Origin of the sequence: Intestinibacter sp. (genome assembly GCF_051866655.1) — a bacterium.
Lineage (GTDB): Bacteria > Bacillota > Clostridia > Peptostreptococcales > Peptostreptococcaceae > Intestinibacter.
The window spans coordinates 1-12,452 of sequence record NZ_JBJDXL010000443.1; the positions used below are offsets into that span (position 1 = coordinate 1).

Genomic DNA, 12,452 nt, shown 5'->3' on the forward strand with positions numbered 1-12,452 from the left:
CTAGAGCTTGTCCTATTTTTCTAGAGAATGAGTAAACTCCGTATATTATACCGTCATTTCTATCTCCAAATTTAACTTCGTTATAATCTATAACATCAGTTATTTTTGCCCATATAAGCATGTTAAATATTGCTACACCAAGTGTTATTACTGTGTAGTATCCTAAGAATGCCCAAGAACTTTCTAATTTTAAGAAGTATATTAATATGTAACCTGCTCCTGCTAAAAACATACCCATTGCTGAAAATTCTTTTTTACCAACTTTAGCTGATATTTTTACTACTACTGCTGCTAGCATTAGGTTTATCGGTAAACCTATCATATTAAGCATTGATAAAGCATTTATATCTTTGAAATAATCCGCAAATAAATATGTGTTCATTGTTTGAGACATAAAACTACTTAATAGTAAAACTATCGCTGCAGCTATTATTGATAATAAAGCTCTATTTGATACTACTGTTTTAAAAGTTTCTGCTAGAGATGCACTTTCTTTTTGTGCAGGCTCTAACTTAACACGTTCTGTCGTTAATTTATAACAAACTATATAGCAAACTAATGCAAATATTGAGAATATACCTGCTACTAAAGTGAATTTTGGTCCACTTACTAATTGATTTCCATTGGCATCTGCATAATATATAACTTGTGGTACTATTGCTCCTATAATAACAGATGCAAATGTTGCTCCTAAACTTCTCCAAGTTGAAAGAGATGCTCTCTCATCTGGTTTATCAGTTATAGCTGATGCCATTGATCCATATGGAATATTTATTGATGTATAGAATATAGAACCCCATAATATATAAGTTACAAACATCACTATTACTTTAACTGTCATAGAAGCTCCTGCTAAGCTGTATTGATACATTAAGAAACTCGATATTGCAACTGGTCCTGACATTCTTTTTATCCATGGCTTAAATTTACCGTCTTTTGTAGCTTTAGCTTTATCGACGATACGTCCCATTGTTATATCTGTAAACGCATCTATACATCTAGATACTAAAAATAACACACCTACTAATGAAGCACTAACGCCCCATACCTTTGTGTAAAATATCATTAAATACATACTCGCAAATAGGAACATAAAATCGTTTCCTAAATCACCGCATAAATAACCTACTTTATCTTTTATTCCAAAAGCTTTTGTAGTTGTTTTGTCTGATTCTAATCCTAAGTTGTTCACTTCACGTAAGTCCATCTTGAAACCCCCGATGCTTAATTTTTTAATTGTTTTGTCTTTTAGATTTTTAATTATTATTTCTGTAATTTTTATTTTTAAATTTTGTTATCATGTAGTTTATTTGTAGTTTATTCATTTACAAATCAACACCAATCGATTGTGTTATTTTAATAACAATCTAATAGTAGCACACTTGTATACAAGTTGTAAACAATAAATTTATTTTCAATAAAAATTTTTTTATATATTGCTGTAAAATACTCAATATTATTTTTTGAAAACCTTTTTTATATTGACATAACTAATTTTTAAATAGTATAATTAATCTCAATAAATTTTATTTATCAAAGATAAAATTTCCATATACTAGTATACAAGTGTATCTATATAAATTTCATATACACATAATAAACAGCTAGTATAATAATACTATTCATAAAATTAATAAAATGGAGGTTCTTATGAGACAAATTACATCAATCAACGCTGATTGGATCTTTATAAAAGAAAATATCAGCGCAGACAATGCAATGACAGCAAATGGAGATAAGGTAAACATTCCTCACACTTGGAATAACTTAGATGGCCAAGACGGTGGTGGAGATTATATCCGCGATAAATTTTGGTATCGCAAGGAATTAAATATAGAAATAAAAGAAAATAAAAAATACTTTATAGAATTCGAAGGTGTTAGCTGTATAGCAAATGTATATGTAAACAACACTCATGTTGGAGAGCATATAGGTGGATTCTCTACTTTCAGATTTGATATAACTAACCAATTAAAAAATGGACAAAATACAATATTAGTTCAAGCTGATAACACAGTTAACCAAAAAACTTACCCACAAGTTGCCGACTTCACATTTTTCGGTGGTATATACAGAAATGTAAATATAATAGAGGTTGCTGAAACTCACTTTGATTTAGAATACTGTGGGGCTCCTGGAATACAAGTTACTCCAGTTTTAAATGAAAACGGAACTTGCGATATAAATGTAAAATCTTTTGTATCTAACATAGTTAATAATTTAACTATCAAATACTCTATATACGATGAAGAAAACAATTTAGTATTAGAAGATACTCCTTCTAATATGACAGAAACAAACTTAACTATGGAAAATCCACATCTTTGGAATGGTATAGAAGATCCATATTTATATAGAGCAGTTGCTACTCTTTACTTAAACCATGTGGCTATAGACGAGGTTTCTGCTAATTTCGGTGTTCGTTCATTTGAGGTAGACCCTAATAAAGGATTTATATTAAATGGTAAACCTTACTCTCTTCGTGGAGTTTCTAGACACCAAGATAGAGAAGATATGGGTTGGGCTCTTACTACTAAAGAACACGACGAAGATATGGAGCTTATCCGTGAAGTTGGAGCAAACACTATAAGACTTGCTCACTACCAACACGACCAATACTTCTACGATTTATGTGATAAATACGGTATGGTAGTTTGGGCTGAAATACCATTCATATCTGTATTTATGAATACAGAAGAAGCTAAACAAGATACACTAAACCAAATGAAGGAATTAATAGTACAAAACTACAACCACCCTTCTATATGCTTCTGGGGAGTTTCTAATGAAATAACAATGAAGGGCGACAAGGACGAAGCGTTAATAGAAAATCTTAATGCAGTAAACGACTTAGCTCACTCTCTAGATAAAACTAGAAAAACTACTGTAGCCAACTTATGCATACTTGATCCTGCAAGTCCAGCTGCAACTTACCCAGACATAATAGCTTACAACCACTACTTCGGTTGGTACATGGGTGAATTAACTCAAAACGAAGACTGGATAGATGATTACCACACTCGTTTCCCAGATAGATGCTTAGGTATATCAGAATACGGTGCTGAAGGTATATTAAAATGGCATTCAGATGACCCTAAGGTAAAAGATTACTCAGAAGAATACCATGCTCTATACCACGAACACATGGCAAAAATATTCGATGAAAGACCATTCCTATGGGCAACTTACGTATGGAATATGTTCGATTTCGCAGCTGATAACCGCGATGAAGGTGGAGTTCAAGGACGTAACAACAAAGGTCTAATAACATACGACCGTAAAATCAAAAAAGACGCCTTCTATATATACCAAGCTTACTGGGCTACTAAACCAATGGTTCATATATGCGGACGTAGATATGTAAATAGAGCTCACGAAGCAACTACTGTAAAAGTTTACTCTAACTTAAACAGTGTTACTTTATTCGTAAATGGAGAAGAATTCAAAACTCTAGAAGGAAATAAAGTCTTCACATTTGAAAATGTACCTCTAGCTCTAGGCGAAAATACTATCTCAGTTAAAGCAGGAGACTTAACTGACGAAATAAAATTAAACCGTATAGAAGAAGCTACTGATGAATATGTATTAAAAGATACTGCTGCAGGTGGCAATGTAGAGAACTGGATTGACATAACAACTGGAAATATGCTAGAATTTCCAGAAGGGTATTACTCAATAAAAGATACTTTTGGAAATATATTTGAAAACGAAGCTGCAAAGGAAGTAGCTTTAAAAGCACTTGAAGAATTAAATGAAAACGCTGAAGGAATCCCTATGACTGAAGAAATGCTAAATATGGCTAGTACAATGACACTTATGTCTATCTTAAACTTCATGGGAATCAAATGCGATAATCCACAAGTTGCTAAATTAAATGAGCAATTAAACAAAATAGAAAAATAATTATTAAAAAACAGGGGAAAACTTAGATGGCAAACAAAAAAAATAACGCTTCATCAAATGTTGTCTATACAGGGTTGAAGGAGGATATACTAAGTCTTAAATTGGCTCCTGGAAGCTCTATAAGTGAAACAGATGCTGCAACCAAGTACAATGTATCTCGTACTCCAGTGCGTGATGCTTTCAAGGCTCTAGCAAATGAAGGTCTACTTGAGGTAAAACCTCATATCGGAACCTTCGTATCACTTATGGACATAAACCAGATTTCAGACGTGCTTTACATCCGTAAAGTAGTTGAGCAATCTATTTTAAAGGACTTGGCAATATCTTTTTCTGAAGCAGATGAGCTTAAGCTAGAATTTAGCTTGAACGAACAAAAGCGATTCTTACAAAATGCAACTGGCGATGAACATACAGTAACTGATTTCATAAAATACGACAATAATTTTCATAAATTAATATTCCGTATCGCCGGCAAAGAAAGCATATGGAATATGATATTCGGAATCAACCAGCACTACGAAAGATTCCGCTCATTGATAAACTTACACGGGGATAACAATATACAGACTTTATACGAAGAGCATTGCTCTATTGTAGAAGCACTTACTAAAAAGGACATTGAAGCATTGCAGACAATTATAAGTAAACATATATACGATGGTTTCAGAAATAGTTCAGCGCTATTGCTTCAGTACTCTGACTATTTTATTGATTGCCATCATTAAATTAAAATTCGATTAAAACAATACTTACAAAATTAAAACAGAGGTTGAAAATTTTTATCTAATTACTTTCTTATAAAATAAAACCAAAGTTGAAAATTTTATCCTTACTTTCTTATAAAATAAACGAGAGAATGAAGTAAATCACCGCATTTATTTCATTCTCTTTTTATTTATCAATTGCGCAAACATTTAAAATCATTTATCCTTAAAGTTATAGAGAATATATACGGAAAGGAAATTAAATAATTATGGAGAAAAAACACCCTTTTTTTAATATGCCAAAGCCTTCTACCGATCCAAATAAAATAGCAATATCAAAAGTATGGTGTCAGCTAAACGACATACAATACCAATTAGGTAAAAAATTAAATGAAGCAGATTTAAAAAAATTTTATATACAATTAAACGAATTAAAAAATGAACTAAATAAATTTAAAGGTTTGAATTTAAAAGAAAATGATATAAAAAAGGTTGACAGATATCTTGAAAATGCTTGTAAATTACAAAATAAGATAACTAAAAAACTCAATCCAGAAACTATCATTGAATTAGATGATACTAATTGCGATAATACCCATAAAGAAATAGAAGCTAAGCAATTGGTTGAAGAAAAGTTAGCTAAAGAAAACTTGACTGATGCAGAAAAAAACGCCTTCGATTTAATCAAAAATGTCGTAAAAGATACAGTCAATCCAGATGATATAAATTACACAAAATGTGATTATTATCTTCAACTAAATTATAAAAACGATGATAACAAATGGATTTGTAGATTATTTTTAGATAAAACACCTTATATAATCCATGTATTCGATTCTGAAAATGGTCATATAAGCTTCGATTTCGATTCTATAGATGATTTAAACGATATAAAAGATTTCTTTATAAATATCGTACAAAATTTTTAAAGGGGAAATTTATATGATAAAAAAAACAAATTACGAAATTCAAGCCGAAAAAGCTGTATTAGAATTTCCTAAATGGGATCACGAAAAAATAGCAAAAAAATTCAACTTAAAATGTGACGAGGATTACCTTTATATCAATTTTCTATCTCAAGAATATAGATTAAATAAACATACTGGTAGCATCGAAAAACCTGATAAATACAATAACTACATAAACGCAAATTACAATGAAGTAATGTCGATTTTAGATTTATTTGATTATTCAAAGGACAGCTTAAAGCTATCAGGCAAGTGGTCTACTCCTAATAGTTTAAAAGGAACTGTAAACGGCGGACACGTAGACAGCAATAGCACTATGTTCTTAAAATACGAAAATTTATTTTCTGGAAATATAGAAGCCTTAAAGAAAGCTTGCAAAAAATTGAATGGAAATGAAATTCTTGAAGGTGATGTAGGATATATAATCGATGTTTTTGATTTCCTTCCAGTTAAATTCATATTTTACGATGAAGACTGTGACTTTCCACCAGAAATCAAGATTTTATGGGATGAAAATATACTAGACTACATGCACTTTGAAACAACTTTCTTTGTAATTTCGCACTTATTTTCAATACTTAAAGAAATTATTACGAAAGGAAATTAAAATAAATTTGCAACTTAGTTTTAACCTTTTTAGATTTATTTTCAAAAAAGCTATAGGTAAATTTATTTCCAGATGAATCTACCTATAGCCTTAAACTAAATTCTATTCCTTATCAAATTTATTTTTATCATTTATGTAATCAATCGGTCTATAAGCAACCCCTTTAGTATACCATCCAATCGGTTGTTCATGTATTCCGCCTTTAGGATATTCAAACTTATTCTTAGATTGTACAATCTTACCATCTCCTACATAAATTACAACATGTCTAGTAGTATAAATCAAATCACCAGGCTGTAAATCTCCCTCTACCTTATATTTTTCTAAAATTTCTCTCTGTTGAGTAGTAGAATAACCTATATTCACGCCTGATGCTTCTTCATAAATCCAATACGCCAACCCAGAGCAATCAAAGGCTTGTTTTCCTATGTATTTTTCCTTATCTAATGGATATTGATTTTCTCCATAATAATCAATAAGCTCGTCTAGCCTTTCTTCGGTCATAATTTCACCTTTACCACCCCATACATATTCCATCTCTACTCTTTCTCTCGCCAGTGAGATTGCTTTTTTTATGATTTTTTCGTCTTCTTTGCTTATGTTGTCCCATTCATGATCGTAATTAGTCTCGATATTTGACTTTTCTAATATATTTATGCCAAATTTACCTGTGATCTTTTTTACTCCATAGAGACATAAAACAAGAACAGCTACTGCAATTAAAATTTTTGATAATTTCTTTTTCACAAAACCCCATCCTCTCACAAATCAACTCTACTACATCGTATATTTTATGCTCGATTTTAGTTAATTTATTCTTCTTAATTTTAATTTTAGTAGCTGTATTATATTATTTTTTAACTTTTTTATTAATTTTCCTAAAGTAATTATAAATAATCTAATCTTTTAGAATAAGTCAGTACTTAAATATTTTAATCCACTGTCATTTAGAGTAAGAACAATATTTTTTCCTTTTTCCTTACCCTTTAATAATTGAATAGCTGCACAAACATTTGCTCCTGATGAAAATCCTACAAATGTTCCTTCTAATCTAGCTAAATCTCTTGTAACTTGAATAACATCTTCATCAGTAACCGCAATGCATCCGTCAATTAAGTCCTTATTAACTATTGATAAATCCATAGCATATCCACAACCCTGAATCTTATGGCGGCCTTCATTTATAACATCTTTTCCTGCATACACGGCTGCATTTTCAGGTTCAACAACATAACAGCGTATGTCCTTGTTAAATTCTTTTAATTTTTTTGCACACCCTTCAAATGTACCTCCACTTCCTAATATATCTACAAAGCAATCGATCTTTCCGTCACTTTGCTCTATCATCTCATCAGCTGTATGAAAATGTGCTCTATAAGATCCCTTTAAGTTAAATTGGTCTGCACGAAAAGCATTTCTTTCCTTAGTTAATTTTACAGCCATTTCTTCTACTAATTTTAAATCTTCACCAGATACTTGACCTTTAACTGAATTTTTAGTTTGAGGAACTAAAACAACCTCTGCTCCAAGTGCGCGCATCATTCTAGCTCTCTCCATAGAGTTTCCTTCAGACATACAAGCTATAAAAGGATGACCTTTAGCTTGACAAACAATAGAAAGACCTGTTCCTGTATTTCCACTAGTAAGCTCAATAACAGTTTGACCAGGCTTTAATTCACCACTAGCCTCTGCCTCTTCAATCATTTGTAAAGCAGGACGGTCTTTTTTACTAAATCCTGGATTTAAGTATTCTAATTTTGCAAAAATATTCCCCTCTACTCCATAGTGCTCAGTAATTCTACTAAGTTTTAACATAGGAGTTTCCCCAATAGCATCATAAATATTTTCAATTATTTTTTTCATAAACCTTGCCCCCTTTTTATAGCTAAGTTATAATTAAATATAATTTACAAAAGTAAAATATATTTATCGTTAATTATAGTTTACGTACGTTAAATATATTTGTCAATAATATTATTAACAAAAGGAGAAAAATAATAATGAATATAAATTTAATCATAGCAGAAAATCTAAAAAGACTTCGTAGTGATAGAAATTTAAGTTTAGGCCAGCTTTCGGAGTTATCTTCACTCAGCAAAGTTATGATTTCCCAAATAGAAAAAGGAGAAACTAATCCAACAATAAATACTATTTGGAAGCTAGCTTCGGCATTAAACGTTCCATATACATCCTTACTAGAACAACAACAGCAGGATACTTATGTCATAAAAAAATCAGATATAAATCCTCAATTAAATGAAGATGAAAAATACCATCTCTACTGTTATTATAAAAATACACCTAATCGCAATTTTGAGCTTTTTCAAATGGAGCTAGATCAAGGTGCTAGCTATACTTCTATAGGACATCCTAAAAAATCAGAAGAATACGTAATGGTGTTAGAAGGGAGATTGACTTTAGAAGTAAATAATGAAACTTTTATATTAAATGCAGATGATAGTATTAAATTTACTGCCTCTAATAAACATACTTATTCTAATAGCGGTGATGTAACTTTAAAAACGATTATAATTAATTTTTATCCAGTTTAATTATAGTCCCTAAAATTTAACAGGCCATCGCAAATTTCATTTTTGCGACAGCCTGTTTTATATTTAATACTTTTTTAACTTCTATATTTTATCCCATATAAATTTGTATTATTTTTTGTAATTGTTCATTCAAATCTTCTGGGCAAAATCCATAATTTAAATGATTTCGATGCTCATCCCATCCACATAAAAGCTCTTTTCCCAATGATGCTTTTTCTACAGTAAAATACTTCATTTTTTCAAACTTTAAATCAAACATAAAATAAATATATTTACATTCTAATTCTACCCTTGGATCTGGCATAGTTACTCTGACTATTTTAACTTCTTCATTTACATTTAGAGCATCTATCTTGTAATCTTCTTTTTTATAAAGATTTTCACATTCTATTTTATCACAAAAATCATCCATTATATCGTAAAGTAATTCTCCTCTAATTTCTAACAAGGTCAACATAAATATATTTTTGTTTTCAAAATAAAATAATGGCAATGCTTCATGCTCCAATTTGTATCTAGCTTTTTTTAAGTTCATACTTACGCCCCCTATTTTTTATTAATTTTATTCTAAGGCAAAATATTTTGTATCTGTAATTTTCATTTTAATCTATATAATTTCCTATAAATTAAAAAAAGATATAATCACCATTATATAGCAATCATATCTTTCTTAAACGTTAATTTATATTATATTAAATTAAAATTTCATTCCTTTAAAATACTCAATTCCCATAGCATCTCTAACTTCACTTAAAGTTTGGGCTGCTACTGCTCTAGCGTTATCGCTACCTTTTCTAAGAACTTCATATAAGTAATCCTTGTTCTTTTCTAATTCTTTTCTTCTAGCTCTAATTGGTTCTAATTCAGCTTGTAGTATATCGTTTAAATATCTCTTAACCTTAACGTCACCAAGGCCTCCACGTCTGTAGTGAGCTTTCATTTCTTCTAGAGTGTCTTTGTCCTTACAGAAAGCATCTAAATAAGTAAATACTGCATTATTTTCAACACATCCTGGATCTTCAACTCTGATATGGTTAGGGTCTGTGAACATGCTCATTACTTTCTTTTGTACTACGTCAGCTTCGTCGCTTAGGTATATAGCATTTCCTAGAGATTTACTCATCTTAGCCTTTCCATCAAGTCCTGGAAGTCTTCCTTCTATTCCTTCTGGGTACATTCCTTCTGGCTCAACTAAAACTTCACCGTAAATATTATTGAAGCTTCTTACTACTTCTCTAGCTTGTTCTATCATTGGTTTTTGGTCGTTTCCAACTGGAACTAAATCAGCCTTGAAAGCAGTTATATCAGCAACTTGGCTGACTGGATATACGAAGAAACCTGCTGGTATACTTTCTCCAAATCCTTTTTGTTGTATTTCAGATTTTACAGTTGGGTTTCTATGTAATCTTGCAACTGTTACTAAATTTAAGTAGTATACTGTAAGTTCTGCTAATTCTGGTATTTGAGATTGTATAAATAAATTTGTCTTAGCTGGATCTAATCCTACAGATATGTAGTCCATAGTTACTTCTAATAAACTATCTACTATTTTTTTAGGATTTTTAGCATTGTCAGTTAATGCTTGTTGATCTGCTATCATTATAAACATATTGTATTTATCTTGATTTTGTAGAGCTACTCTGTTTTTTAAAGAACCTGTATAATGTCCTAAATGTAGCTTACCAGTAGGTCTATCACCTGTTAATATTGTTTTTCTCATATTCTTAATCTCCTTATCGATAAATTTTCCATTAAAAAATCCCCTCCTAAATCTATAGGACGGGATTGCCGCGTTGCCACCTAAATTGCCAAATTCAAAAATTTGACCTCTCAAAAAACAATTCTCCAAGGCCCATTCATTAAATTCTCTCTTGCCGAGATTCCACCGTCCTCGACTCTCTTTGTTGAGCCTAAATTTAACTACTTTTCCTCTTCATAGAATAAATATTAATTTTTAATGCTATATTCTTATATTATTATCTTTGTAAAAAAAAGTCAATTATTTTCTATCTTCATCAGTTACTGCAAATACATAAGGTATATTTCTGTAGTAATCTCCGTAGTTTAAGCCATATCCAGCTACGAATTTGTCTTCTATAGTAAATCCACAATAATCTGGCACTAATTCAACCTTTCTTCTGCTTGGTTTATCTAATAGTACACATGATTTTATGCTGTTAGGATTTTTGACTTTTAGATGATTTAATACATGATGCATAGTAAGAGCTGAATCTGTTATGTCATCTACAACTAATACATCATATCCTTCTAAACTTCCTTTGACATCTGATACGACTTCAACGTTACCACTTGTGCTAAATTCACTTCCATAGCTTTGTGTAGTCATAAATTCGATTTTTACTGGTATATTTATCGCTCTAACTAAATCTGCACAGAATATGAAGCTTCCTCTCAATAGAGAAATTACCATTAATTTCTTATCTTTGTAATCTTCAGAAATTTGAGCTCCTAATTCTTTTATTCTACTGTCTATATCCTCTTCAGAACATAATACTTCCCAGACTTTCTTTTCTATATCCATCGTCATTCCTCCATAATTTTAATATATTTATTTTATAATGATTGATAAATTATGTCTACAAGAAATATTATGTATTGTACAATTTCTATAATTACAAAACCTATATAGTATTTAGCTTCACCATTTTTTATTTTTTTATTCATATAAAAACACATTCATTTAATATATAATTAACTTAAAACTAATTATTTATGAAAGAAGTGTTTTAAATGGATTTAGGTACTCAAATAAGAAATAAAGCATTAGAATTAGGCTATGAAAACTGCGGAATTATAAAAATAGACGAGATGAATGGCTATGCAGACAAAATATATGAACGCATAGATAGATTTCCAGAGACAAAAGAATGCAATGAAAGTTTTTTAAAATTTGCAAACATAAAACAAAATTTTCCTTGGGCAAAATCAATCATCATATGCTCATATCGTCACGGAAAATACAAAATTCCAGAACATCTAAAAGGCTTAATTGCAAAATATTATTTGGTAGATAACAGAAATGGAAAAGATTCAGATGCCTATAAAAGCAGTATCGCCTTCGAAAACTATCTTCACGAAATCGGTATAAAAGCCGAAAGTGAAATACTAGATGGTATAACTGCATTGAGATGGGCAGCTTTTAAAGCAGGCTTAGGAATTATAAGAAAAAACAACTTTTTCTACTCAAATTCTGGCTCATGGGTAAATTTAGAAGCTTGGATCATCGACAAAGAACTAGAGTTAAAACCAAATGTAAAAATTAAAGAATGTCCTCCTAATTGCAATCTCTGCATGAAGGCTTGTCCAACAAAGGCATTGGCAGAACCATATATGACAAATCGTTTAACATGTGTATCTTACTTGACGACTTTAAAGGATTTAGATATGCCTAATGAAAAATATAAGAAGGAAATTGGAAGTTGGGTATATGGATGCGATATTTGCCAAGATGTCTGTCCTTTTAATAAAGATAAATGGACTGAAGACGAGGATTTCCCAGGCTTAGAAGAATTAGGCGAACATATCTCTCTAGAAAAAATAATCGAAATGGACTACGACTTTTTAAGAGATGTCATGAATCCAAAATTCTGGTATATGTCTAAAGACGATATGTGGAAATGGAAGGTTAATGCTCTAAATGCCAGGGAGTGTAAGATAAAGTGTGTAAGTAGAAAATAAAATTTTCTCTTATGCACTT

General features: G+C 30.7%; 12 protein-coding genes. 6 read left to right on the forward strand and 6 right to left on the reverse strand.

Annotated features, from left to right (window positions below):
- On the reverse strand, positions 1-1,207 hold a 1,207-nt coding region (locus ACI3VO_RS13340; protein ID WP_439758389.1), incomplete at its 3' end, for an MFS transporter.
- 443 nt (positions 1,208-1,650) lie between these two features.
- Here ACI3VO_RS13340 and ACI3VO_RS13345 point away from each other — a divergent pair.
- The 4 genes from ACI3VO_RS13345 to ACI3VO_RS13360 all read left to right on the forward strand — a co-directional run bounded on the left by ACI3VO_RS13345 (position 1,651) and on the right by ACI3VO_RS13360 (position 6,182).
- Complete coding sequence (locus ACI3VO_RS13345) at positions 1,651-3,903, forward strand: glycoside hydrolase family 2 protein (RefSeq protein ID WP_439758390.1); 2,253 nt, start codon at positions 1,651-1,653, stop codon at positions 3,901-3,903.
- A gap of 26 nt (positions 3,904-3,929) precedes the next feature.
- Positions 3,930-4,628 carry a GntR family transcriptional regulator gene (locus ACI3VO_RS13350; protein WP_439758391.1) on the forward strand — a complete coding sequence of 233 codons (699 nt, stop codon included), beginning with the start codon at positions 3,930-3,932 and terminating at the stop codon, positions 4,626-4,628.
- Between the two features lie 248 nt (positions 4,629-4,876).
- A complete protein-coding gene (locus tag ACI3VO_RS13355) occupies positions 4,877-5,536 on the forward strand; it encodes a hypothetical protein (RefSeq protein WP_439758392.1) in 660 nt (219 codons plus the stop codon).
- 13 nt (positions 5,537-5,549) lie between these two features.
- On the forward strand, positions 5,550-6,182 hold the full coding sequence (locus ACI3VO_RS13360) for a DUF3786 domain-containing protein (protein ID WP_439758393.1): 633 nt from the start codon (positions 5,550-5,552) through the stop codon (positions 6,180-6,182).
- Positions 6,183-6,284: 102 nt separating this feature from the next.
- Here the strand turns inward: ACI3VO_RS13360 and ACI3VO_RS13365 are convergent, their stop codons facing one another.
- Together ACI3VO_RS13365 and ACI3VO_RS13370 are read right to left on the reverse strand one after the other, a co-directional pair.
- Entirely contained in the window at positions 6,285-6,929 is a 645-nt protein-coding gene (locus tag ACI3VO_RS13365) for a C40 family peptidase (protein ID WP_439758394.1), read from the reverse strand.
- 159 nt (positions 6,930-7,088) lie between these two features.
- The gene (locus ACI3VO_RS13370) at positions 7,089-8,045 is read right to left on the reverse strand and encodes a PLP-dependent cysteine synthase family protein (RefSeq protein WP_439758395.1); all 957 of its coding nucleotides are present in this window, start codon (positions 8,043-8,045) and stop codon (positions 7,089-7,091) included.
- Between the two features lie 137 nt (positions 8,046-8,182).
- Between ACI3VO_RS13370 and ACI3VO_RS13375 the strand changes: the two genes are divergently transcribed.
- Entirely contained in the window at positions 8,183-8,734 is a 552-nt protein-coding gene (locus ACI3VO_RS13375) for a helix-turn-helix domain-containing protein (RefSeq protein ID WP_439758396.1), read from the forward strand.
- Between the two features lie 88 nt (positions 8,735-8,822).
- On the opposite strand, the gene ACI3VO_RS13380 is transcribed toward ACI3VO_RS13375, so the two are convergent.
- The 3 genes from ACI3VO_RS13380 to hpt form a co-directional block, all read right to left on the reverse strand.
- A complete protein-coding gene (locus ACI3VO_RS13380; protein ID WP_439758397.1) occupies positions 8,823-9,269 on the reverse strand; it encodes a hypothetical protein in 447 nt (148 codons plus the stop codon).
- Positions 9,270-9,431: 162 nt separating this feature from the next.
- Positions 9,432-10,454 (reverse strand): tryptophan--tRNA ligase, encoded by a 1,023-nt coding sequence (trpS, locus tag ACI3VO_RS13385; protein ID WP_439758398.1) that lies wholly within the window; start codon positions 10,452-10,454, stop codon positions 9,432-9,434.
- Between the two features lie 279 nt (positions 10,455-10,733).
- Positions 10,734-11,276, reverse strand: coding sequence for a hypoxanthine phosphoribosyltransferase (hpt, locus tag ACI3VO_RS13390; RefSeq protein WP_439758399.1), 543 nt, complete (start codon positions 11,274-11,276; stop codon positions 10,734-10,736).
- A 209-nt stretch (positions 11,277-11,485) separates the two neighbouring features.
- On the opposite strand from hpt, the gene ACI3VO_RS13395 reads away from it, so the two are divergent.
- A complete protein-coding gene (locus tag ACI3VO_RS13395; protein WP_439758400.1) occupies positions 11,486-12,433 on the forward strand; it encodes an epoxyqueuosine reductase in 948 nt (315 codons plus the stop codon).
- The last annotated feature ends 19 nt before the right edge of the window (positions 12,434-12,452 follow it).

Excerpts from the sequence above, each read along its gene's own strand:
- ACI3VO_RS13345 (WP_439758390.1), top strand. The coding sequence starts at position 1,651 with ATGAGACAAATTACATCAATCAACGCTGATTGGATCTTTATAAAAGAA.
- ACI3VO_RS13350 (WP_439758391.1), top strand. The coding sequence starts at position 3,930 with ATGGCAAACAAAAAAAATAACGCTTCATCAAATGTTGTCTATACAGGG.
- ACI3VO_RS13355 (WP_439758392.1), top strand. The coding sequence starts at position 4,877 with ATGGAGAAAAAACACCCTTTTTTTAATATGCCAAAGCCTTCTACCGAT.
- ACI3VO_RS13360 (WP_439758393.1), top strand. The coding sequence starts at position 5,550 with ATGATAAAAAAAACAAATTACGAAATTCAAGCCGAAAAAGCTGTATTA.
- ACI3VO_RS13370 (WP_439758395.1), bottom strand. The coding sequence starts at position 8,045 with ATGAAAAAAATAATTGAAAATATTTATGATGCTATTGGGGAAACTCCT.
- ACI3VO_RS13375 (WP_439758396.1), top strand. The coding sequence starts at position 8,183 with ATGAATATAAATTTAATCATAGCAGAAAATCTAAAAAGACTTCGTAGT.
- ACI3VO_RS13380 (WP_439758397.1), bottom strand. The coding sequence starts at position 9,269 with ATGAACTTAAAAAAAGCTAGATACAAATTGGAGCATGAAGCATTGCCA.
- trpS (WP_439758398.1), bottom strand. The coding sequence starts at position 10,454 with ATGAGAAAAACAATATTAACAGGTGATAGACCTACTGGTAAGCTACAT.
- hpt (WP_439758399.1), bottom strand. The coding sequence starts at position 11,276 with ATGGATATAGAAAAGAAAGTCTGGGAAGTATTATGTTCTGAAGAGGAT.
- ACI3VO_RS13395 (WP_439758400.1), top strand. The coding sequence starts at position 11,486 with ATGGATTTAGGTACTCAAATAAGAAATAAAGCATTAGAATTAGGCTAT.